Origin of the sequence: Allobranchiibius sp. GilTou38 (assembly GCF_017565325.1) — a bacterium.
In the GTDB taxonomy this organism is placed as follows: domain Bacteria; phylum Actinomycetota; class Actinomycetes; order Actinomycetales; family Dermatophilaceae; genus Allobranchiibius; species Allobranchiibius huperziae.
On record NZ_JAGEKN010000009.1, the window covers coordinates 26,422 to 49,017 of the forward strand.

The window sequence follows — 22,596 nt, forward strand, 5'->3', positions numbered from 1 at the left end:
GGAGGAGAACTTCGTGGGGAATCAGTGATGGGTGGTGTCGATAGATGACCGACGCACATGTGGAGGCTCCGTTCCACGAGCTGACGCCGCTGCACGCCAGTGAGACGCCGTACGACGAGGAGACGCTGCGCTCCCTGCACGCCGACGCCGACCTGGTGGTGGCGCGCTACCCGCAGAAGCGCTCGGCGCTGCTGCCGCTGCTGCACCTGATCCAGAGCGTCGACGGCTACGTGACCGGCCGCGGCGTGACGTTCTGCGCCGAGAAGCTGGAGCTGACCGATGCCGAGGTCAGCGGCGTGGCGACGTTCTACACCCAGTACAAGCGCCACCCGAACGGCGAGTACACCGTAGGCGTCTGCACCAACACGCTCTGCGCGGTGATGGGCGGCGACCTGATCTTCGACACGCTGAGCGAGCACCTCGGGATCGGGCACGACGAGACGACCCCGGACGGCAAGGTCACCCTTGAGCGGGTCGAGTGCAACGCCGCGTGCGACTACGCGCCCGTGGTGATGGCCAACTGGGAGTTCATCGACAACCAGACGCCCGCCTCGGCGACGCAGCTGGTCGACGACCTGCGCGCCGGCAAGGAGGTGCGCCCCACCCGGGGAGCCTCGAAGGTGTGCAGCTTTAAGCACGTCTCCCGGGTGCTGGCAGGCTTCAACGACGGACTGGCCGACGAGGGTGTCGGCGCCGGCGGGCCGTCCCTGGAGGGACTGCGCCTCGCCAAGGCCGACGGCTTCGACCCGTACGCGTCCTCCGGTGAGATCCGGGGCGACTCAGATGCCGAGAGCCCCGCCGACGCACCGGCACCGGGCCTGGCAGGCTCCACCGACACCCCAGCGAACCCCGCCGACAGCAAGGCCGGCGAGAAGGCGGGCGACAAATGAGTACTCCGCTGACACCGATCCTGACCCGCTTCTGGGATGAGCCCCAGAGCTGGACGATGGACACCTACCTGCGCTACGAGGGCTACCAGGCGCTCGACAAGGCCCTGACGATGACCCAGGAGGAGCTGGTCGACGCGACCAAGTCCTCCGGTCTGCGCGGCCGTGGCGGCGCGGGCTTCCCGACCGGCATGAAGTGGGGCTTCCTGCCCAAGCCGGACGGCGGACCCCGCTACCTCGTGGTCAACGCCGACGAGTCAGAGCCGGGCACCTGCAAGGACACCCCGCTGATGCTCGCGGCGCCGCACTTCCTCATCGAGGGTGTCGCGATCACGTCGTTCGCGATCGGCTGCCACCACGCGTTCATCTACCTGCGCGGTGAGCTCGTGCACGTCTACCGCCGGCTGCTGAAGGCGGTCGAGGAGGCGTACGCCGCGGGTCACCTGGGCAAGGACATCCACGGCACCGGTTACGACCTGGACGTCACCGTGCACGCCGGCGCCGGCGCGTACATCTGCGGCGAGGAGACCGCGCTGCTGGACTCCCTGGAGGGCCGGCGCGGTCAGCCGCGTCTCAAGCCGCCGTTCCCCGCCGTCGAGGGCCTCTACGCCCGCCCGACCGTGGTCAACAACGTGGAGTCCATCGCCTCGGTGCCCTCGATCGTGCTGCACGGCGCCGACTGGTTCTCCGCGATGGGCACCGACAAGTCCAAGGGCTACGGCATCTTCAGCCTCTCCGGGCACGTCACCCGGCCGGGCCAGTACGAGGCGCCGCTCGGCATCACGCTGCGCGAGCTGCTCGACATGGCCGGCGGTATGCGGAACGGCGCGAAGCTGAAGTTCTGGACCCCCGGCGGCTCGTCCACGCCGATCTTCACCGACGAGCACCTCGACGTGCCGCTGGACTTCGAGTCGGTCGCGGCCGCGGGCTCCATGCTCGGCACCCGCGCGCTGCAGATCTTCGACGAGTCGGTGTCGGTGGTCCGCGCCGTCAGCCGGTGGATCGACTTCTACGCGCACGAGTCCTGCGGCAAGTGCACGCCGTGCCGTGAGGGCACCTTCTGGCTGAAGCAGATCCTTACGCGCCTGGAGCACGGGCAGGGCACGACCGAGGACATCGACAAGCTGGTCGACATCTGTGACAACATCCTGGGCCGCAGCTTCTGCGCGCTCGGCGACGGTGCCACCAGCCCGGTGACCTCCGCGGTGCACTACTTCCGCGAGGAGTTCGAAGCCGGCACGCACACCCCCTGGTGGGAGGCCTTCCCGCCGGAGCGCTCCGTCCTGTTCGACGTTCCCGCCCGAGAGATCAAGGAGGCCGTGTCCGTATGACGACACTCACCTCGCCCGCCGGCGGCGGCAACGCCGTCGACAAGGGTGGGAACGCCAGCCCTGCGCCCACGGCGCCCGACGCTGTCAGCCTGACGGTCGACGGCGTCCCCGTGAGCGTGCCCAAGGGCACCCTGGTGATCCGCGCGGCGGAGCAGGTCGGCATCCAGGTGCCGCGCTTCTGCGACCACCCGCTGCTGGACCCGGTCGGCGCCTGCCGCCAGTGCCTGGTCGACGTGTCCACCAAGGGCCCGGACGGCTCGATGCGCCCGATGCCCAAGCCGCAGGCCTCCTGCACGCTCGAGGCGACCGAGGGCATGGACGTGCGCACCCAGCACACCTCCCAGGTCGCCGACAAGGCGCAGCAGGGCGTGATGGAGCTGCTGCTCATCAACCACCCGCTGGACTGCCCGGTCTGCGACAAGGGTGGGGAGTGCCCGCTGCAGAACCAGGCCATCAGCAACGGTCGCCCGCGCAGCCGCTTCGACGACGTCAAGCGCACCTACCCCAAGCCGATCAACATCTCCTCCCAGGTGCTGCTGGACCGTGAGCGCTGCGTGCTGTGCGCCCGGTGCACCCGGTTCTCCGACCAGATCGCCGGCGACCCGTTCATCGCGTTGATCGAGCGCGGCGCGCTGCAGCAGGTCGGCATCTACGAGGAGAAGCCGTTCGAGTCCTACTTCTCCGGCAACACCGTCCAGATCTGCCCGGTCGGCGCGCTCACCGGCGCGGCGTACCGCTTCCGGTCCCGCCCGTTCGACCTGGTCTCGACGCCGAGCGTCTGCGAGCACTGCGCCAGCGGTTGCGCGACCCGCACCGACACCCGCCGCGGCCACGTGCTGCGCCGGATGGCGCTGCTCGACCCGGCCGTCAACGAGGAGTGGAACTGCGACAAGGGCCGCTGGGCGTTCACATACGCCGACGCCGCCGACCGTCTGCAGTCGCCGCTCGTGCGTGGAGCCGACGGTGAGCTGCGGGTCGCCGGATGGCCCGAGGCCCTCGAAGCCGCTGCCGCGGGACTGTCCGCGGCACGTGAGCACGGCGGTGTCGGTGTCCTCACCGGCGGCCGCATCAGTGCCGAGGATGCCTATGCCTACGGCAAGTTCGCGCGTCTCGTGCTCGGCACCAACGACGTCGACTTCCGTGCCCGACCGCACTCGGCCGAGGAGGCGGCGTTCCTCGCTCACGGTGTCGCCACTACCGGACCGGGTGCGCCCGGTGCCGTGACGTACGAGGACCTGGAGCACGCGTCGTCCGTCCTCCTGCTCGGGCTGGAGCCCGAGGAGGAGTCGCCGATGATCTTCCTGCGGCTGCGCAAGGCCTCCCGCAAGGGCATGGCCGCCGTGCTGTCGGTGGCGCCGTTCGCGACCCGCGGCCTGGCCAAGATGGGCGGCGTGCTGATCCAGGCCGCCCCCGGCACCGAGGCCGAGGTCGTCGAGGCGCTGAGCGCCACGACCGGTGAGCTCGCCGAGCACGGCGCACAGCTGACTGGTGACTCGATCATCCTGGTGGGTGAACGACTGGCAACCGTCCCAGGTGCCCTCTCGGCCGCACTGCGGCTCGCCGACCGCAAGGGTGCCCGCATCGCATGGGTGCCCCGTCGCGCCGGTGAGCGCGGCGCGCTCGAGGTCGGCGCACTGTCCAACCTGCTCCCCGGCGGTCGCCCGGTCGACGACGAGGCCGCGCGGTCCCAGGTCGGCACGGTGTGGGGCGCCGACCTCCCGGCCGGTGCCGGCCGCGACACGGCCGCCATGCTCGCCGCGGCAGCGTCCGGTGAGCTGGCCGGTCTGGTCATCGGCGGTGTCGACACCGGCGACCTGCCCGACCCGGCCCTCGCGACCGAAGCGGTCCGCCGGGCCTTCACGGTGAGCCTGGAGATCCGCGCCAGCGCGGTGACGCAGGACGCCGACGTGGTCTTCCCGGTCGCTCCGCAGCAGGAGAAGACCGGCATGTACGTCGACTGGGAAGGTCGCGTGCGGCCCTTCGAGCGCGCCATCGAGAGCCTGGCGATGAGCGACTACCGCGTGCTCGACCTGCTCGCCGGCGAGCTGGGGGAGTTCCTCGGCACCCGCACCACCGAGCAGATCCGCGAGGAGATGCAGGAGCTCGGTCCGTGGACCGGCGCCCGCCCCGCAGCCCCGCGCGTCCGCGCCGCCGGCGTGCCGCGACCGCTCGTCGGACAGGCCGTGCTCGCGACCTGGTCGCACCTGCTGGACCGCGGCCGGATGCAGGACGGTGAGCCGTTCCTGGCCGGCACCGCGCCCATCGCGACGGCGCGCCTGTCCGCGGCCACCGCGGAGGCGGTCGGCGTACACGAGGGTGACCAGCTCACGGTGAGCACCCGCGCGGGCGCGATCAGCGCCCCCGTCGCCGTGACCGACATGCCCGACCACGTCGTCTGGCTGCCCACCAACTCGGCCGGCAGCGCCGTGCGTGCAACGCTGCACGCCGATGCGGGCGACCTGGTCTCCCTCGGACGCCGCACGGAGGTGCAGGTATGACGCAGCTGGGTCATCTCTCGGGTCTGGCGGCCGCCACCGGCACGCCGGCCGCGGACTTCAGCGACACGCCCTGGTGGCTGTCGCTGATCAAGGCGGTGCTCCTCTTCGTCTTCCTGCTCGTCCAGACGCTGCTGGTGATCTGGTTCGAACGACGCGTCATCGGCCGCATGCAGCAGCGCCCCGGCCCCAACCGGGTCGGCCCGTTCGGGTTGCTGCAGACGCTGGCGGACGGGGTGAAGCTGGCCCTCAAGGAGGACCTGACCCCCAAGAACGCCGACAAGCTGATGTTCATCATCGCGCCGATCATCGCCGGCGCCATGGCGTTCGTCTCGTTCGCGATCATCCCCGTCTCGGGCAACGTGTGGATGTTCGGCCACTACACGCCGCTGCAGCTGACCGACACCCCCGTCGCGGTGCTGCTGGTGCTCGCGGTCGCCGGCGTCGGCGTCTACGGCATCGTGCTCGCCGGCTGGTCCAGCGGCTCGACCTACCCCCTGCTCGGCGGGCTGCGCTCCAGCGCCCAGGTGATCTCATACGAGATCGCCATGGGCCTCGCGCTCGTCGCGGTCTTCCTCTACGCGGGCTCGATGTCGACCAGCCAGATCGTGCTGGCCCAGGGCCACGGGGTCTGGTACATCATCCCGGCGTTCTTCTCCTTCATCATCTACGTGGTGACGATGGTCGGCGAGACCAACCGACTGCCGTTCGACCTCGCCGAGGGCGAGGGCGAGCTCACCGGTGGTTTCCACACCGAGTACTCCTCGCTGAAGTTCGCGATGTTCTTCCTCGGCGAGTACGTCAACATGTTCACCGTCTCCGCGCTCGCCACCACCCTCTTCCTGGGCGGCTGGCAGGCCCCTCCGGGGATCGCGGCCATCGACGGCGGCCTGTTCAACCACGGCTGGTGGGGCGTCCTCTGGTTCGTCATCAAGCTGTGGATCTTCATGTTCTTCTTCGTGTGGCTGCGCGGCTCCCTGCCGCGGGTGCGCTACGACCAGTTCATGAAGCTGGGCTGGAAACTGATGATCCCGAGCACCCTGGTCTGGGTGGTCGTCATCGCCTTCATCCGCGCCTCGAACGCCGGTTTCCTCGGTGAGACGCAGGTGAGCCTGTTCGGCCGCAACATCCACCGCGCGACCCTGATCGTGATCGCGGCGACCGCCGTGCTCGTGCTCGCGGCGGCGTGGATCTGGGACGCCGGCGCCGCACGACGGCAGGAAGCCGCCGACCGTACGCAGGTGCCCGACGAGGTCGACCCGTTCGCGGGTGGGCACCCGGTGCCACCGCTCCCCGGGCAGCGCCTGGTCGAGCCGATGCCTGTCCTCACCGCCGCGTCCGGCCCCCGGGTGACGCGCGAGTCCAGCCGAGAAGACGACGTACGTCAGAAGGAACCCCGTGGCTGACAAGAAGACCCACGGCGCGCACGCGAGCGCGCCGCCCTCCAAGCCCGAACGGCCCGGCATCTTCGCCGGGGTCGCCGGTTTCGGTGTCACCTTCTCGACGATGTTCCGCAAGGTGGCGACCGAGGAGTACCCCGAGGAGAAGCGGCCCACCCAGCCGCGCTTCCACGGCCGCCATCAGCTGAACAGGCACCCGGACGGGCTGGAGAAGTGCGTCGGCTGCGAGCTGTGCGCCTGGGCCTGCCCGGCGGACGCGATCCTCGTCGAGGGCGCGAACAACGTGGACGCCACGGGGGAGCGCTTCTCACCCGGTGAGCGGTACGGCCGCCTCTACCAGATCAACTACCTGCGCTGCATCTTCTGCGGGCTGTGCATCGAGGCGTGCCCGACGCGCGCGCTCACGATGACCAACGAGTACGAACTGGCCGACAACAACCGCGCCGACCTGATCTTCACCAAGGACCAGCTTCTCGCCCCGATCCAGCAGGGGATGCTGCCCGCGCCCCACCCGATGGTCGAAGGCATGGAGGAGCGCGACTACTACCAGGGCAAGGTCGACGGGGCCACCCCCGCGCAGCGCGACTGGGTCGAGCAGAACGCCGACCACCACGCCGCCGCCCGGCAGGACGAGTTCGACCCGGCGACGCGCGACGAGGGCACCCCGTCGGAGTCCGGCTCCGTCACCGGCGAGCCCAACGTCGCGTTCGAGGACCGCGGCCCCGACCAGACCCACGGTCCGGGGGGCGGACCGCGTCGGCCGGTGGCTCAGGGCGGACCCGACAAGGGACCGGACGGCGACGGTCCGATGGACCGCGCCCTGCTCGACTCGGAGACCAAGAAATGATGCACCTGGGCGGGGCTGAGTCCACGCTGTTCTTCTTCGGCGCACCGCTGTCCGTGGTCGGCGCCCTCGCACTGCTCTTCGCGCGCAAGGCTGTGCACGCAGCCATGGGCATGGCGCTGTGCATGATCATGCTCGGCGTCTTCTACATCGCCGAGCAGGCCGAGTTCCTGGGGATCATCCAGATCTTCGTCTACTCCGGCGCGGTGATGATGCTCTTCCTCTTCGTCGTCATGCTCGTCGGCGTCGACTCCTCCGACTCCCTCGTGGAGACCATCCGAGGACAGAAAGCGGCCGGGCTGCTGCTGTCCCTCGCGCTCATCGCGCTGCTGGTCTCCGGTGTCAGCAGGGCGACGTTCGCCAGTAGCAAGGGCCTGGACGCCGCGAACGCCGCGCAGGGCGGCAACGTCGGCGGTATCGCGCAACTGATCTTCGGCCGGTACGTGTGGGCCTTCGAGGTCACCTCCGCGCTGCTCATCACCGCGGCGATCGGCGCGATGCTGCTCGCCCACCGCGAGCGGCTCACCCCGAAGGCCAGCCAGGCCGACTGGTCGCGCCGACGCGTCCGCGAGGGCGTCAACGTGGCCGGTCTGCCGGCGCCCGGTGTCTACGCGCAGCACAACGCCGTGGACACCCCGGCGCTGCTGCCCGACGGCAGCCCCAGCGACCTGTCGATCAACCGGGTGCTCAAGGCCCGCGGCCAGGTCCTCGGCGCCGGCAAGCAGGTCGCGGTCAGCAAGGAGATCGCGACCGAGGCCGGCGACATGTCCGAGGCCAACCGAGGGGAGCAGCGATGAGTGTCGAGGTCTACCTGTACCTGTCGGTGGTGCTCTTCAGCATCGGCTCCGCAACGGTGCTGCTGCGGCGTAACGCCATCATCGTCTTCATGGGCGTTGAGCTGATGCTCAACGCCGCCAACCTGATGTTCGTGACCTTCGCCCGGATGTACGGCTCGCTGGAGGGTCAGGTCATCGCGTTGTTCGTGATGGTCGTGGCCGCCGCCGAGGTCGTCGTCGGTCTGGCGATCATCATGTCCATCTTCCGTGCTCGCCGGTCGGCCTCGGTCGACGACGCGAACCTGTTGAAGTTGTAAGGGAGCCTGCTCTTGCTGTCCTTGGTGGGGAGTCTTCCCTCGTCCGATCCCGGCGCGGTCACAACCGCCGCCACCGGGATCAACCAGTACGCGTGGCTGGTCATCGCGCTGCCGCTGCTCGGTGCCGCTCTGCTGATGGTCGGCGGCAAGGCGCTGGACAAGGTCGGACCGCTGCTCGCGGTCTGCCTGTCCGGGGCCTCGTTCGTGCTCGGCCTGATCATGCTGCTGCACACCCGCGGCATGTCGACGCAGGACCGCGGGCTGAAGAGCGACGTGCACCTCTTCGACTGGATCGACACCAGCTCGCTGCACCTCGCGGCCGGGCTGCGCGTCGACCAGCTGTCGCTGACCTTCGTCATGCTGATCACCTTCGTCGGCACGTTGATCCACGTGTACTCCCTGGGTTACATGGAGCACGATCCGGATCGCCGCAGGTTCTTCGCCTACCTGAACCTGTTCGTCGCCGCGATGCTGACGCTGGTGCTGGCGGACTCCTTCGTGGGCCTCTTCGTCGGCTGGGAGGGTGTCGGCCTCGCGTCGTACCTGCTCATCGGCTTCTGGAACTGGAACCCGGCCTACGCGACGGCCGCCAACAAGGCGTTCGTGGTCAACCGCGTCGGCGACCTCGGCATGCTGCTGGCGCTCTTCACCATGTACCTGACCTTCGGTCGGCTCGACTTCAACGGCGTCTTCGCCGCGGCGCCGCACGCCAGCCAGACCTCGCTGACCTGGATGGGCCTCTTCCTGCTCGTCGGGGCCTGCGGCAAGTCCGCGCAGTTCCCGCTGCAGTCCTGGCTGGGCGACGCGATGGCGGGCCCCACGCCGGTGTCCGCGCTGATCCACGCCGCGACGATGGTCACCGCCGGCGTCTACCTGATCGTGCGCAGCCACGTCATCTTCGACGCGGCGCCGAACGCGCGCCTCGCGGTCTGCATCGTCGGGGCGATCACGCTGATGTTCGGTGCGATCGTCGGGTGCGCCAAGGACGACATGAAGAAGGCGCTCGCCGCCTCCACGATGAGCCAGATCGGCTACATGATCCTGGCCGCCGGGCTCGGCCCGGTCGGCTACGTCTTCGCGATCTTCCACCTGTTGACCCACGGCTTCTTCAAGGCCGGCATGTTCCTCGGCGCCGGATCGGTGATGCACGGGATGAACGACCAGGTCGACATGCGCCGCTTCGGCGGACTTTCAGCGGTCATGAGGATCACCTGGGTGACCTTCGGGCTCGGCTTTCTCGCGATCATCGGCTTCCCGCTGCTGTCGGGGTTCTGGTCGAAGGACAAGATCATCGAAGCGGCATTCGTCGGAGACGGCTGGCGCCCCTGGGTGTTCGGCCTCACAGCGTTGATCGCCGCCGGCATCACCGCGTTCTACATGTCGCGGCTGTTCTTCATGGTCTTCCACGGCAAGCGCCGCTGGACCGACGACGTGCACCCGCATGAGTCCCCGCTGACGATGACCGTCCCGATGATGATTCTGGCCGTCGGGTCGGCGTTCCTCGGCCTCATCCTCGGTCCGACCGGCATCATCCAGCACTGGCTGGAGCCGGTCACCGGCCACACCGAAGGAGACCCCAAGATCCCCTCCGCCCTGTTGATGGTGATCACCTTCCTGCTGGTCGCCGCCGGTGTCGCGCTCGCCTGGTTGCGCTACTGGCGTGACGAGGTGCCGGTCACTCCACCGGTCGGGTCGCTCGTGACCCAGGCCGCGCGGCGCGACCTCGGACAGGACGACCTCAACGAGGCGGTGTTCCAGCGCCCGGGCCTGTACCTGACGCGCGCCCTGGTCTTCGCCGACAACCGCGGCGTCGACGGCGCCTCGGGTGGTCTGGCGGCCGCGATCGGCGGTACGTCGGCCCGGGTCAAGCGGGCACAGAACGGTTTCGTGCGGTCGTACGCCCTCACCATGCTGGTGGGCGTCGTCGCGATCCTCGGCGTGGTCTGGGTGGTGCAGTGATGACTTCGAGCTTTCCCTGGCTGACGGTGCTCGGCCTGATCCCGCTGGTGACCGCGGTCGTCGTGTTCGCGCTGCCCACGGGCGTCGCGGGTCGGGCGGCTCGTCCGGTCGCCCTGGTCGGCTCGCTGGCCGCGCTCGTGGTCGGCATCGCGATGTGGACGCAGTTCAAGACCGGGACTACCGACCACCAGTTCCAGTTCGTCGAGACGCACGAGTGGATCCGCCAGTTCGGTGTCTCCTACCAGGTCGGCATCGACGGGCTCGCGCTCGCGCTGATCCTGATGAGCCTGGTGCTCGTGCCCGTCTCGCTGCTCGCGGCGTGGCGCGACGTGCCCGCCGACGGCACCCGCCGGATGCAGAACTACTTCGCGCTGATGCTGGTGCTGGAGACGTTCATGGTCGGGGTCTTCTCCGCTACCGACGTCTTCCTCTTCTACGTCTTCTTCGAGGCGATGCTGATCCCGGTCTACTTCCTGATCGGGTCCTACGGCGGCGCCCGCCGGCAGTACGCCGCGGTGAAGTTCCTGCTCTTCAGCCTGCTCGGCGGCTTCGTGATGCTGATCGCCGTCATCGCGCTCTACAACTACGGTCCGGGCGGGCACCAGGGCTTCCTGCTGTCCAACCTCACCGGGCTGCACCTCGGCACCTGGCCCGGTCGCTGGCTCTTCCTCGGCTTCTTCTTCGCGTTCGCGGTGAAGGCGCCGATGTGGCCGGTGCACACCTGGCTGCCCGACGCCGCGTCCGAGAGCCGCCCCGCGACCGCCGTACTCCTCGTCGGCGTGCTCGACAAGGTCGGCACCTTCGGGATGATCCGGTTCTGCCTGCAGCTGTTCCCCGAGGCCAGCAAGTGGGCCACGCCGGTGATCATCGTGCTGGCGCTGATCTCGATCATCTACGGCGCGCTGGTCGCGATCGGGCAGACCGACATCATGCGGTTGATCGCCTACACCTCGATCAGCCACTTCGGCTTCATCGTGCTCGGCATCTTCGCGATGACGAGCACGTCCGAGGCCGGGTCGGACCTCTACATGGTCAACCACGGCTTCACCACCGCGGCGCTCTTCCTCTTCGGCGGCTTCCTCGTCGTGCGCGGCAAGAGCCGCGACATCCGCGACTACGGCGGCTGGCAGCGGGTCACCCCGGTGCTCGCCGGCGTGATGCTGATCGCCGGACTGTCCGCGCTGTCGCTGCCCGGTATGAACTCGTTCATCTCCGAGTTCCTGGTGATGGTCGGCACCTTCCAGCGCTACAAGGTCGCCGGTGGTGTCGCCGCCGTCGGCGTCATCCTGGCCGCGCTCTACGTGCTGCTGCTCTACAAGAACATCTTCACCGGACCGGCGCCGCTGGCGCACGAGGCGGGAGAGGGTGAGCCTGGAGAACACGGCGGAGGCGACGGTCGCTCAGGCGAACTCGTGCCCGCCGGTGGCGGCAGCGTCGCGACCCAGGCCGGTCAGGCCGACGGCCCGCACGCCTCGGTGCACAGTGAGCACGGCGAGTACGCCGCGTCCGACGAGGGCGACGACCAGCACGGTGCCCACGCCGCCGGCCACGCGTCGACGGGTCACACCGCTGCGCGTGGGCGGGTGCTCGTCGTACCCGACCTCGACCTGCGGGAGCGGGTCGTCGCGGGTGTCCTCGTGGCGATCATCGTCGCGCTGGGCTTCTACCCCAAGCCGGTGCTCGACGTGCTGCGTCCCGCCACGAACGCCACGATGAATCTGGTCCAGATGCACGACCCGGCGCCCAGCGTCCCGACTAGTCAGGTGAACTCGAAGTGATCGCCGCCGCCACCGGCTTCTCCCAGACCAAGATCGAGTACGCCGCCGTCGTACCGATGCTGGTGATCTTCGGCGTCGCCATGCTCGGCGTGGTCATCGAGGCGTTCGTGCCGCGCAGGTCGCGGTACGTCGTCCAGGTGGCCGTCACGCTGCTCGGGCTGCTTGCCGCGTTCCTCACGCTGATCTTCAGCGCGCGCGACCACAAGGCGATCACCGCCGGGGGATCGGTCGTCATCGACGGCCCGGCCCTGATGTTCCAGGGCACCGTCCTGGTGCTGTCCTTCCTCGCCGTGCTGGTGATGGCGGAGCGCTTCGACGGTTCCTCGATCGACGCCTTCACCCAGTCCGGTGCGTCCGTGCCCGGGTCGCCCATGGAGACCAACGCGGTGCGCCTCGGCGCGACCTCCACCGAGGTCTTTCCGCTGGTGCTCTTCGCGGTCGGCGGCATGATGCTCTTCCCCGCCGCAGGTGACCTCCTGACGGTCTTCATCGCGCTCGAGGTGCTCTCGCTGCCGCTCTACATCCTCACCGGGCTCGCCCGGCGCCGCCGCCTGCTGTCGCAGGAGGCGTCCATGAAGTACTTCCTGCTCGGCGCGTTCTCCTCGGCGTTCTTCCTGTTCGGTGCCGCCCTCGTCTTCGGGTACGCGGGGTCGCTGAACTTCAGCACGATCGCGTCGGCCGTCTCGACCGGTAGCGGCCGGGACGGGATCCTGATCCCCGGCATCTTCCTCGTCGCGGTCGGCCTGCTCTTCAAGATCGGCGCGGTGCCCTTCCACTCCTGGACCCCGGACGCCTACCAGGGCGCGCCGACCCCGGTGGCCGGTTTCATGGCCGCCTGCACCAAGGTCGCGGCGTTCGGCGCGTTCCTGCGTGTCTTCTACGTGGCGTTCCCCGGGATGAAGTGGAACTGGCAGCCGATCGTCGTGGTCGTCGCCATCCTGACGATGGTCGTCGGCGCGGTGCTCTCGGTGACCCAGACCGACATCAAGCGACTGCTCGCGTACAGCTCGATCACCCAGGCGGGCTTCATCCTCGTCGGTGTCGTCGCGCTCGACCGGCAGGCGGTGTCCGGCACGATCGTCTACGTCATCACCTACGGGTTCGCCACGATCGCCGCCTTCGCCCTGGTCGCGATGGTGCGCTCGGGCGGTAACGAGGCGACTCACCTGTCGCAGTGGGCCGGCCTGGGCAAGACGAGTCCGGTCGTCGCGGCGCTGATGGCGCTGATGATGATCGCCTTCGCCGGAATCCCGCTGACCTCGCTCTTCACCGCGAAGTACGCGATCTTCTCCGCTGCCGTCGGCCACGGCGGCACCTGGCTGGCGCTGATCGGTGTGATCTTCAGCGCCGTCGCCGCCTTCGTCTACGTGCGGGTCATCGTGCTCATGTACTTCTCCGAGCCCACCGGCGACACCGTCGTGCTCACCCCGTCGGCGCTCACCGGCATCGCCGTGACCGTCGCGGCCGTGCTCACCGTGGCCCTCGGCGTCTTCCCGACGCCGCTGCTCGACATGGCGCACAACTACTCGCAGTTCATGCGATGAGGTCATCGGAGTGACCGTCGTACCCGGCCTCGACAGCGCCTTCGACCAACGGTTGAGCGACGGGCTGGAGCTGGTCGACCAACGACTGCGCGAGGTGCTGCGGCACGACGAGCCTTTCATCGCCGGCGCTTCCCGGCACCTGCTGGACGCGGGGGGCAAGCGGTTCCGGCCGTTGCTGACCCTGCTCGTGAGCGAGCTCGGCACCGGGTGCAACGAGCGCGTTATCGACGCCGCTGCCGGGGTCGAGCTGACCCACCTCGCCTCGCTGTACCACGACGACGTGATGGACGAGGCGACGCTGCGGCGCGGGGTGACCGCGGCCAATGTCGTCTACGACAACTCCACCGCGATCCTCATCGGCGACCTGCTCTTCGGGCGGGCCTCCCAGCTGGTCGCCGGTCTCGGTGCCGAAGCCGTGCGGATCCAGGCCGACACCTTCGTGCGGCTGTGCGCAGGACAGATCGAGGACGACCGGCAGGCGCCCGAGGGTCAGGACCCGATGGCCTACTACCTGCGGGTGCTGGAGGACAAGACGGGCTCGTTGATCTCCCTGGCAGCGCGCTACGGCGGGATCTTCAGCGGCCTCCCGGCCGCGACGATCGAGCGTGTGGTGCGGTACGGCGAGCTGCTCGGCATGGTCTTCCAACTGTCCGACGACCTGATCGACATCACCTCCGACCAGGAGGAGTCCGGCAAGAAGGCCGGCACCGACCTGCGCGAGGGCGTCACCACGCTGCCGGTCCTCTACGTGCGATCCTCGGCCGACCCCGACGACGCGCGCCTGCAGCAGCTGCTGTCGCGCCCGATCGCCGATCCCGCCGAGTTGGACGAGGCGCTGGGTCTGCTGCGGGCGCACAAGGCCATGCAGCAGGCACGCGACCACACGATGTCCGTCGCGAACCAGGCGGCCGACCTGCTCGCGGACCTGCCCGACGGCGACGCCGTACAGGCCCTGCGGGCCCTGCCGATCTCCGTGGCCGAGCGCACGGTCTGACCCGGTGTCCACGCACGAACCCTCCCGACCGCGGGTGGGCCGTGTCCGGACGGAGTCGGGCGTGCCGGGCGGCGACCTGTGGTCGTCGGTGCCGGTGCCCGCGGCTCCGACCGCGGTGGTCGACCTCGACGCGTTCGACGCCAACCTCGCCGCCATGGTGGCGAGGGCGCAAGGGCGGCCGCTGCGGCTGGCCTCCAAGTCGGTGCGCTGCCGTGCGCTGATCGAGCGGGCGCTGGAGTCGCCCGGCTTCTCCGGGGTGCTCGCCTACTCCGCCGCCGAGGCCGCCTGGCTGGTGTCGTGCGGTGTGCGCGACGTGGTGGTCGGCTATCCCACGGTCGACACCGAGACCATCGCCGATACGGCGGCGGCGCCGTCGCTGGCGGAACAGGTCACCTTCATGGTGGATCTGCCCGAGCACGTGGCGATGCTCGCGGCCGCCGCGGGCACGACCCCGTTGCGGGTGTGCATCGACGTGGACGCCTCGCTGCGGATCGGTCGCCTGCACCTCGGCGTGCACCGCTCCAGCGTGCACACCACGCAGGAGGTGTGCCGAATGGCCCGGCTGGTGGCGAACACCCCCGGAGTGACGCTGGTCGGGCTGATGTTCTACGAGGCCCAGGTGGCGGGCGTGCCCGACAGCAGCCGTGTCGTCCGCGCGATGAAGCTCCGCTCGATGGCGCAGTTGCTGCCGCGGCGCACGGAGATCGTGCGGGCCGTCGCAGAGATCTCGTCGCTGGAGTTCGTCAACGGCGGGGGAACCGGCAGCATCGCCGCCACCCGGCGAGACCCGTCGGTGACCGAGATCGCCGCGGGGTCGGGCCTCTTCACGCCGACCCTCTTCGACTCGTACGACGACAGCGGCCTGACGCCGGCCGCGTACTTCGTGTCGCCCGTGGTGCGCAAGCCGTCGCCCGCCGTCGCCGTCACCTTCGCGGGCGGGTACGTCGCGTCCGGTCCGGCGTCGAAGTCTCGCGTACCGAAACCGGTGCACCCGCAGGGTCTCTCGTACTTCGGGCAGGAGGGCGCGGGGGAGGTGCAGACCCCGCTGCGCGGGCCGGGCGCCCGGTCGCTGCGGGTGGGCGATCCCGTGTGGTTCCGCTACGCCAAGGCCGGTGAGATGTGCGAGCGGTTCGACGAGCTGCTGCTGGTGCGCGCCGGTGCTGTGGTGCAGCGCGCGCCGACCTACCGAGGTGAGGGGCGCACTTTCGGCTGACAGCTGTCGCCCCCGGGGTGCACGCTGACGGCGTTCGCGTTCATCGACGGCGTTCGAACGGCGTCAATGAACGCGAACACCGTCAGCTCAGCCGGGTCAGCAGGTCCGGGACGGGTCGAGGAGCACAGGAGGTACCGGTGGCGGAGTGGACGAACTGGGCGGGCACCGTGCGTGCAACGCCGCGTGCCGAGGTGATGGTGCGCGACGTGCCGCACGCGCAGGAGCTGTGCCGGACGACGGCGGCCTCCGGGGGCGCACTCAAGGTGGTCGGCTCGGGCCACTCCTTCACCGCGATCGCCGAGGCGACGGACGTGCTCGTGCGGGTAGACCGCCTGAGCGGAGTGCGGGCGGTCGACCGCGAGACGGCGCGGGTGTGGGTCGGTGCCGGTACGCCGCTGCACGTGCTCGGGCAGCTGCTCGCCAGGGAGGGCCTCGCGCTCACGAACATGGGCGACATCGACCGACAGACCGTCGCCGGGGCGGTCTCGACCGGCACTCACGGGACCGGGGCGGCGTACACCGGGCTGGCCGGTCAGCTCACCGGAGTGGAGCTGGTGACGGCCGACGGTGAGGTGCGGCGATACGACCACGACGACCCCGAGTGGGGCGGTGTCGCGCTGTCGCTCGGCGCGCTCGGGATCGTGACGGCGTTGCAGATCCAATGCGTCCCGTCGTTCCTGTTGCAGGCACACGAGCAGCCGGATGTGCTCGACTGCGTGTTGGCGTCACTGGACGAGACCGTCGATGCCGCCGACCATTTCGAGTTCTACTGGTTCCCGCATACCGATCGGGTGCAGACCAAGACCAACACCAGGGTCGCCGACGTCGCGCGCCGCGACCCCCTGCCCGCGTGGCGCGCGCGGCTGGACGACGACCTGCTGTCCAACACCGTCTTCGAGGGCGTCAACCGCCTGCTCACCCGCGTGCCGCGGCTGACCCCGGCCGCCAACCAGGTCGCCGCCCGGGCGCTCTCGGCGCGCACCTACACCGACACCTCGTACGACGTCTTCGTGACCCGCCGCACGGTGCGCTTCCGGGAGAGTGAGTACAGCGTGCCGCGCGCTGCGGTGCCGGACCTGCTGCGGCAGCTGCGCACCTGGTGCGACCGGCACGACGCGCGGATCCCGTTCCCCGTCGAGGTGCGGTTCACGGCGGCCGACGACCTGTGGCTGTCGACGGCGTACGGGCGGGAGACGGGGTACGTCGCGGTGCACCAGTACCACCGACGTGACCACCGCGCGTACTTCGAGGCGTTCTGGTCGATGCTGCGCGACCACGACGCGCGGCCGCACTGGGGCAAGATGCACGACTTGGATGTTGCTGAACTGCGTTCGCGCTACGAACGATTCGATGACTTCGTCGCGCTGCGCGACGCGCTCGATCCGAGTCGCGTCTTCGGCAACCCCTACCTCGAGCGCGTCCTCGGCTGAGTCTTCAACGTCCGCCGATCGGTGGACGCCGAGTAGACCGTTCGGGTGTCGCGCGGGCATCGGACGGATCGCGATGCTGACGATATGGCTGACCCGACGGCGCCGGCAAGACCACGACCGTGAGAGATGCTGGAGGGGTACACGACGCCGGACGGCGGGCAGACGGCGGTCCTGGGCGCCGTCCCGATCTCCCGCCGGTCCTGGCGGGCTCGACTGACCGCACGATCGTCAGCATCCTGGTGGTGCCGGCGCCACAGATCCGCTGACAACCGGGGTTTCGGCGAGGCGCTCGCGCAGGCCCGCCGCCATGACCGCGATGGTCGACGCGTCGAAGAATCCTCCGGCGGTCTGCATCAGACGCTTCCTGCGCAGCCGCGCGTTCGGCGTCAGTGGGAGTAGTGCTCGCGAACACGTCGGCCCCTACGTCGAGGAGTAGGACGGGCGAGCAACCCTGTGCCTCAACGCGATTCCTGCAGGCCGTCCCAGGTCCACTGCGGAATCTCCAAACCGTCGGGGACGTCGTCCGCGCTGCGCGGGTATTTCGCCATGGACGTGGTGGTGGCCCACGCGAAGTAGTCGTGCAAGGCACCGGCGAGGCGCGGGTCCCCGGCGAGACCGGTGTCGGCGAGTGCCTGATCGAAGCAGGCGATCGCTCGCTGGTCCATGTCTTCGTGCTCGCCCTCGCCCGCGTGCAGGCGGACGACGGAGGTCTCGTCGCCGTACGTCCCGGTGTACGCACGGGGGCCACCGAGCGCCTCCACCCAGTACGCCGCGAGTCGCTCGCTGTGGTCGGGCCGGAATCCGTGGTGGAAGGCATGCGCCACGACCTCGTCGGCCATCACGCGCTCGTGCCAGGCATGTGCCAACCGGGTCAGCCCCACCGTCCCGCCGGCGGCGTCGTACAGAGTCTCCATCGCCACAGGGTGCCACCGCACCTGGGCGGGGACCACCCCCATTCAGCGGGTCGAAGACGGGTCAGCTCGCGCGGTGCCGGGCCGGGCGTAGTCGGGCGGGCAGCCACCAGTTCGCGGCGCCCAGACCCGCCACCAGAGCCGGCGCCAGCACCCCGCGCACGATGGTCGCGTCGATGATGATGCCGAGTGCGAGGGCAGTGGCCATGATCTTCACATCGGTCGTGGGCACTCGCGAGAGCGAGATGAACGCCAGGAAGAGGATGAGCGCCGCCGAGGAGACGAGACGCCCGGTGCGCGCCACGCCGTAGACCGTCGCGGCGTCCGTGTCATGCCCCGCGTCGTACTCCTCGCGGATCCGTGAGAGGAGGAACACCTCGTAGTCCATCGACAGGCCGAAGAGGAATGCGAACACGGCGATGGGCACCCACACGGTGATCGCCCCGGACGCCTGCTGGTCGAAGAGCAGGTGCACACCCACCCCTCGCTGCCAGATCAGGACGGTGACGCCGTACGCCGCGCCGAGCGAGATCACGTTGAGCAGCAACGCTTTCAGCGGGAGGACGATGGAGCGCAGCGCCCTCGCGAGCAGCAGGAACGTGACGACCACGATGATGAGCACGATCCACCAGGCGTTGCCGTAGACGGCGTCGATGAAGTCGGCGTTCTGCGCAGGCTGACCCCCGACCCGCGCGCCAGCACCCCGCGCTGCGGAGCGGATGTCGTGCGCCACCGACGATCCGCCGGTCGATGCGTCGGCACGGGTCCACGCGTCGACGACGGTGACGTCGCCTCGCGTCCAGGACGACGGTGAGACCACTCCGGCGACCCCGTCGACATCGGACACCGCTGCGCGCACCCCGGCGGCCCCGCCCGGCGTGGTGAGGATCTCGACCGGTTGGGTGAGTCCGGCGCCGAGCCCAGCAGCTTCGAGGCGGCTGACGGCCGCGCCCGCGGGCCCGCCTGTGGAGGCCAGCGAGTCGTTGGTGGGCGAGCCCAGATGCAGCCCGAGCACGGGCGCGGCCAGCGCGAGCAGCACGACGACCGCGCCGAGGGCGCTCCACCAGCGGTGGCGTACGACGCCCGCTCCGACGGTGTGCCACAGCCGGCTCGCCGGGTCCGTGCTCGCACGGTGCGGCCAGGTGAGTCGCGACCCCGCGACCAGCAGCACCGCCGGCAGCAGGGTGAGCGCCGCAGCGACGCTGATGACAGGGATGAGCAGACCGGTGAATCCCACACTGCGCAGGAACGGCACCGGCAGAGCGATCAGCGCGGCCAGGCTCACCGCCACCGTCACGCCCGAGAAGAGCACCGACCGTCCCGCGGTCTGCAGCGCTCGCTGCACCGCCTCGTCGTTGGACAGCCCGTTGCCGGTCTCCTCGCGCCACCGGGTGACGATGAGCAGCGCGTAATCGATGGCCACACCGAGCCCGATCAACGCCAGCAGGTACTGCACGATGAACGAGACCTCGGTGAACTGGGTCAGCCCCCACACGATCAGGAATGTCGTGAGGATCGACCCCGCCGCAATGATGAGCGGCGTGAGGGCGAGTAACGACCGGAACACGAGCACCAGCACGATCAGCGCGCCGACCGCACCGAAGAGGGTCTCGGCGAGTACGCCGGCGCCTCCGCCCCCACCGCCCTGGCTGAGCGCGTCCTGGCCCGTGACGGTCACCCTCACGGCGGACGTGGAGGTCTTCGCGGCGACGCCCTGCAGGGTGGGCAGCGCCGCGACGTACGGCTCGGGCGCCCCGATCCGCGGGCGGGGATAGGCGAGGACGACGCCGGTGTGCCCGTCGCGCGAGAGCAGACGGGGCGACTCGGCGAATGAGGTGAGGCGCACGCCGGGGCTCGCCGCGCGTACGGCGCTCGCGACCCGTTGAGCGTCAGCTGCGGTCAACCTCTGCGAATCTCCTTGCAGCACCAACAGGATCGGCGCGTTGTCACCACCGTTGCCGACCGTCTGCACGATCTGCTCGTTCGTCTGGTAACCCGCCTGACCCGGCAGCCCGAAGTCGAAACTGAGATTGGCGGTCGCCCTCGAGGCGCCGAACCCGCCGGCGATCACCAGCAGGATCCAGGCTCCGATGACCCACCATCGTCGAGCGATCACCACGCGCGCCAGAGTCACCACGGGACCATCCTGCAGTGCCTGCTCGAGCGCTGGTGCCGCCGCCGTCTGCCCGAGCGGTCCAGGATGGGGTGGTGGACATCCGGCCGGCGACCGCCGGCGACGTGGCGGCGGCGCCTGACTGGCTGGCGGGCATCGACCTGCGCGCGGACCGGTGGCGCGACGATGCCACGCGGGCGGTCGTGGGGACGGAGGACGGCATGGTCGTGGCCGCGGGTCGTCTCTTCACCAGCCGTGTCCACGACGATCGGTACTGGGTGGAGGTCATGGTCGCGCCGCAGCGCCGCCGCCGTGGCCACGGTCGCAGCATCGCGAGGTACCTGGCGGACCTGCGAACCGATCCCAAGCCGATGTGCTCACGCGGCTTCGTCTCTTCCGAGGCTGTGCAATTCGCACGAGGCCTGGGCGCGCACGCGTACCAGACCTGCCCGCCGGAACGGGTGCAGACGGTCGATGCAGCGCGGCTCACGAAATCGCCCGTCGCGACCGTCGCGGGCACCGCCGTGGACCTTTCCGAGTTGCAGCGTGCCTGGACCGACATCTACGAGTGGATGCACGCCGACTGGGCTCCCGTGGCACCAGGGTCCGAAGAGCCCCTGCTCGAGGACTTCGCCGATGAGCTCGATCTCGTGCACACCAGGGTCGTCGGTGAGGGTCGTGTCAGGGCCGCGGCGTTCGTCTTCGCCGATGCGCCGGAGCCGGTGGTGGTGGCCGAGTGTCGTGAGCGTGATGAGACTGACGGGCTCGCACTCCTGCGCGCGTGCGTGCGGGACAGTCTGCTGTCGCTCGCCGAGGACGGCATCGCCGCCATCAGCTTCGACGGGCACGACACCGACCCGCACTTCCGGCCGCTGCTGGACGAGTTGCCGGTCAGCGGCGAGGCTTCCGAACTCCTGGAGTGGGGGTGACGGAGGGCGGCGCTAGCCGGTCGCTGCCGCGAGCGACGCGCGGCTCCAGGTGGGTTGCACACCGGGGCAGTCGAGCAGGTAGCCGCAGATCTGCTCCGCCGACCAGCCGTGCGCCTCGCGCAGACCGTCCGCGATCCGGCGCAGGTATGCCGCGCTGGGTGCGTTGAGCGGTGCGGTCTCGATCGTCCAGGGCGCGGAGAACGTCACGACCGCCAACCCCTCGAGTTCGCCGACCTGGTGCAACGTCTCGTACCGGCCGGGGCCGAGCGTCGCCATCGGTGCGTGCGCGAGCAGGCCGGCGACGTCCACCTCGTCCCCGGGCGGTCTGTGCATCTCCTGGGCGGCGACATCGCTGAACTGCTGCACCGTGAGCAGGTACGCGCGTGCCGCGACCGTCGGCGCCCCTTCCCGTACCGTCGGGTCGTAGAACGCGACACCGCCGGTCCAGGTCGGGGACTTCCACGCGAAGTAGAGCCGGCCGGGTAACAGCAGCGGGTGGTCTCCGGTGGGTGGCGTACGGTCGCGGGCGCCAGGGTAGGTGCGGGCGGCACCGTCCGGCCGGCCACCGGACAGGTAGTGCTCGAAACGGTCCCGCGACAGATTGGAGCCGTACGCGGCGTACCAGACCCGCTCCATCAGGCGGCGAGACCGGCCGCCGACCGACTCGGACGCCGCCCGCGGCTCGCGCTCACGACCGAGTCGATCACGAGCAGCACCAGCGCGATCCACACGATCCCGAAGCCGATCCAGCGCGCCGACGACATGTGCTCGCCCAGCAGGGCGACCCCGCAGATGAGCTGCAGGATCGGGGTGAGGAACTGCAGCAGCCCGATCGTCACGAGCGGCACCCGACGTGCGGCGGCGGCGAAGAGCAGGAGCGGCACCGCGGTGACGATGCCGGACACCGCGAGGAGAACGGCGTGGCCGGTGCCTTCCGTGGTGAAGGTCGAATCACCGCGGATCGTCAGCACCGCCAACAGGATCACGGCGATCGGCGCGAGCACCGCCGTCTCGAACGACAGGCTCTCCAACGCGGTCAGGCGGCCGCCGACGCGCTTCTTCATCAACCCGTAGCCGGCGAACGACAGAGCGAGGCTGACGGCGATCCACGGCGGTTTGCCGTAGTCGACGGCGAGGTAGACGCACGCGGCGACACCGATCGCGACGGCCACCCACTGCAGCACCCGCAACCGTTCCTTCAACACCACGACACCGAGCGCGACGGTGACCAGTGGATTCAGGAAGTAACCGAGGGCTGCCTCGGTGACGTGGCCGGTGACGACCGCCTGCACGTAGATCGTCCAGTTCGCGGCGATCAGCAGGCTGGCGATGCTCAGTGCGACGAGGCGGCGCGGCTCGGCCAGCACCTCGCGTACGAAGCCCATCCGCCGACGCACCGCCAGGATCACCGCGCACACGAGCAGCGTCCACAGCACCCGGTGCGCCAGGACCTCCCACGCGCCGACGGGCTCGATGGCGTGGAAGTAGAGCGGGAACACGCCCCACAGCAGGTAGGCGACGAACCCGTACGCCGTGCCCGTGCTCGTCTCGGAGCGGGCCGGCTTGCCGTTCGCCATCGGGCGGTCCCTCGATCGGTCGGTGGAGGCTTTGAAATCGAAGGCTATCGGGCCGACGGACGCCGCCGAACGGGGTGGGGGTTGTGCGTCCGTGGCCA

Annotated in this window: 18 protein-coding genes; 14 read left to right on the forward strand and 4 right to left on the reverse strand. The window is 69.9% G+C overall.

The window, feature by feature from the left end:
- The first annotated feature begins 44 nt into the window (after positions 1 to 44).
- From nuoE to JOB34_RS13050, 13 genes are all read left to right on the forward strand, one after another.
- Positions 45 to 890 carry an NADH-quinone oxidoreductase subunit NuoE gene (gene nuoE / locus JOB34_RS12990; RefSeq protein WP_208053114.1) on the forward strand — a complete coding sequence of 282 codons (846 nt, stop codon included), beginning with the start codon at positions 45 to 47 and terminating at the stop codon, positions 888 to 890.
- On the forward strand, positions 887 to 2,218 hold the full coding sequence (gene nuoF, locus JOB34_RS12995) for an NADH-quinone oxidoreductase subunit NuoF (RefSeq protein ID WP_179482798.1): 1,332 nt from the start codon (positions 887 to 889) through the stop codon (positions 2,216 to 2,218). The genes nuoE and nuoF overlap by 4 nt, the downstream gene beginning before the upstream one ends.
- The gene (locus JOB34_RS13000; protein WP_208053115.1) at positions 2,215 to 4,716 is read left to right on the forward strand and encodes an NADH-quinone oxidoreductase subunit G; all 2,502 of its coding nucleotides are present in this window, start codon (positions 2,215 to 2,217) and stop codon (positions 4,714 to 4,716) included. Before nuoF ends, JOB34_RS13000 begins: the two co-directional genes overlap by 4 nt.
- Entirely contained in the window at positions 4,713 to 6,119 is a 1,407-nt protein-coding gene (gene nuoH / locus JOB34_RS13005) for an NADH-quinone oxidoreductase subunit NuoH (RefSeq protein WP_208053116.1), read from the forward strand. Before JOB34_RS13000 ends, nuoH begins: the two co-directional genes overlap by 4 nt.
- 58 nt (positions 6,120 to 6,177) lie before the next feature.
- Positions 6,178 to 6,960 (forward strand): NADH-quinone oxidoreductase subunit NuoI, encoded by a 783-nt coding sequence (gene nuoI, locus JOB34_RS17645; RefSeq protein ID WP_347813873.1) that lies wholly within the window; start codon positions 6,178 to 6,180, stop codon positions 6,958 to 6,960.
- Positions 6,957 to 7,754 (forward strand): NADH-quinone oxidoreductase subunit J, encoded by a 798-nt coding sequence (locus JOB34_RS13015; protein WP_208053117.1) that lies wholly within the window; start codon positions 6,957 to 6,959, stop codon positions 7,752 to 7,754. The genes nuoI and JOB34_RS13015 overlap by 4 nt, the downstream gene beginning before the upstream one ends.
- Positions 7,751 to 8,050: an NADH-quinone oxidoreductase subunit NuoK gene (gene nuoK, locus JOB34_RS13020; RefSeq protein WP_179482790.1), complete on the forward strand. Its 300-nt coding sequence runs from the start codon at positions 7,751 to 7,753 to the stop codon at positions 8,048 to 8,050. The genes JOB34_RS13015 and nuoK overlap by 4 nt, the downstream gene beginning before the upstream one ends.
- A gap of 21 nt (positions 8,051 to 8,071) precedes the next feature.
- Positions 8,072 to 10,009: an NADH-quinone oxidoreductase subunit L gene (nuoL, locus tag JOB34_RS13025; RefSeq protein WP_218884375.1), complete on the forward strand. Its 1,938-nt coding sequence runs from the start codon at positions 8,072 to 8,074 to the stop codon at positions 10,007 to 10,009.
- Positions 10,009 to 11,787, forward strand: a complete 1,779-nt coding sequence (locus JOB34_RS13030) for an NADH-quinone oxidoreductase subunit M (protein ID WP_208053118.1) — start codon at positions 10,009 to 10,011, stop codon at positions 11,785 to 11,787. The genes nuoL and JOB34_RS13030 overlap by 1 nt, the downstream gene beginning before the upstream one ends.
- Positions 11,784 to 13,331 (forward strand): NADH-quinone oxidoreductase subunit NuoN, encoded by a 1,548-nt coding sequence (gene nuoN, locus JOB34_RS13035; RefSeq protein WP_208053119.1) that lies wholly within the window; start codon positions 11,784 to 11,786, stop codon positions 13,329 to 13,331. The genes JOB34_RS13030 and nuoN overlap by 4 nt, the downstream gene beginning before the upstream one ends.
- 10 nt (positions 13,332 to 13,341) lie before the next feature.
- Positions 13,342 to 14,325 (forward strand): polyprenyl synthetase family protein, encoded by a 984-nt coding sequence (locus JOB34_RS13040; RefSeq protein ID WP_347813860.1) that lies wholly within the window; start codon positions 13,342 to 13,344, stop codon positions 14,323 to 14,325.
- Between the two features lie 61 nt (positions 14,326 to 14,386).
- The gene (locus tag JOB34_RS13045; RefSeq protein WP_347813861.1) at positions 14,387 to 15,538 is read left to right on the forward strand and encodes an amino acid deaminase/aldolase; all 1,152 of its coding nucleotides are present in this window, start codon (positions 14,387 to 14,389) and stop codon (positions 15,536 to 15,538) included.
- 137 nt (positions 15,539 to 15,675) lie between these two features.
- Positions 15,676 to 16,968 carry a D-arabinono-1,4-lactone oxidase gene (locus JOB34_RS13050; RefSeq protein WP_208053120.1) on the forward strand — a complete coding sequence of 431 codons (1,293 nt, stop codon included), beginning with the start codon at positions 15,676 to 15,678 and terminating at the stop codon, positions 16,966 to 16,968.
- 458 nt (positions 16,969 to 17,426) lie between these two features.
- Here JOB34_RS13050 and JOB34_RS13055 read toward each other — a convergent pair whose 3' ends face one another.
- Complete coding sequence (locus JOB34_RS13055) at positions 17,427 to 17,882, reverse strand: group II truncated hemoglobin (RefSeq protein WP_208053121.1); 456 nt, start codon at positions 17,880 to 17,882, stop codon at positions 17,427 to 17,429.
- A 61-nt stretch (positions 17,883 to 17,943) separates the two neighbouring features.
- Positions 17,944 to 20,016, reverse strand: a complete 2,073-nt coding sequence (locus JOB34_RS13060) for an MMPL family transporter (RefSeq protein ID WP_208053122.1) — start codon at positions 20,014 to 20,016, stop codon at positions 17,944 to 17,946.
- A gap of 71 nt (positions 20,017 to 20,087) precedes the next feature.
- Between JOB34_RS13060 and JOB34_RS13065 the strand changes: the two genes are divergently transcribed.
- Entirely contained in the window at positions 20,088 to 20,921 is an 834-nt protein-coding gene (locus tag JOB34_RS13065) for a GNAT family N-acetyltransferase (RefSeq protein WP_208053123.1), read from the forward strand.
- 12 nt (positions 20,922 to 20,933) lie between these two features.
- Here the strand turns inward: JOB34_RS13065 and JOB34_RS13070 are convergent, their stop codons facing one another.
- A complete protein-coding gene (locus tag JOB34_RS13070) occupies positions 20,934 to 21,557 on the reverse strand; it encodes a histone deacetylase (protein WP_208053124.1) in 624 nt (207 codons plus the stop codon).
- Positions 21,557 to 22,498 (reverse strand): EamA family transporter RarD, encoded by a 942-nt coding sequence (gene rarD / locus JOB34_RS13075; RefSeq protein ID WP_208053125.1) that lies wholly within the window; start codon positions 22,496 to 22,498, stop codon positions 21,557 to 21,559. The genes JOB34_RS13070 and rarD overlap by 1 nt, the downstream gene beginning before the upstream one ends.
- Between the last annotated feature and the right edge of the window lie 98 nt (positions 22,499 to 22,596).

What these genes read in the sequence shown, in the direction of transcription:
- nuoK (WP_179482790.1), top strand. Translation starts at nt 7,751, where the DNA reads ATGAGTGTCGAGGTCTACCTGTACCTGTCGGTGGTGCTCTTCAGCATC.
- JOB34_RS13030 (WP_208053118.1), top strand. Translation starts at nt 10,009, where the DNA reads ATGACTTCGAGCTTTCCCTGGCTGACGGTGCTCGGCCTGATCCCGCTG.
- nuoF (WP_179482798.1), top strand. Translation starts at nt 887, where the DNA reads ATGAGTACTCCGCTGACACCGATCCTGACCCGCTTCTGGGATGAGCCC.
- JOB34_RS13015 (WP_208053117.1), top strand. Translation starts at nt 6,957, where the DNA reads ATGATGCACCTGGGCGGGGCTGAGTCCACGCTGTTCTTCTTCGGCGCA.
- JOB34_RS13055 (WP_208053121.1), bottom strand. Translation starts at nt 17,882, where the DNA reads ATGGAGACTCTGTACGACGCCGCCGGCGGGACGGTGGGGCTGACCCGG.
- nuoE (WP_208053114.1), top strand. Translation starts at nt 45, where the DNA reads ATGACCGACGCACATGTGGAGGCTCCGTTCCACGAGCTGACGCCGCTG.
- rarD (WP_208053125.1), bottom strand. Translation starts at nt 22,498, where the DNA reads ATGGCGAACGGCAAGCCGGCCCGCTCCGAGACGAGCACGGGCACGGCG.
- JOB34_RS13070 (WP_208053124.1), bottom strand. Translation starts at nt 21,557, where the DNA reads ATGGAGCGGGTCTGGTACGCCGCGTACGGCTCCAATCTGTCGCGGGAC.
- JOB34_RS13000 (WP_208053115.1), top strand. Translation starts at nt 2,215, where the DNA reads ATGACGACACTCACCTCGCCCGCCGGCGGCGGCAACGCCGTCGACAAG.
- nuoH (WP_208053116.1), top strand. Translation starts at nt 4,713, where the DNA reads ATGACGCAGCTGGGTCATCTCTCGGGTCTGGCGGCCGCCACCGGCACG.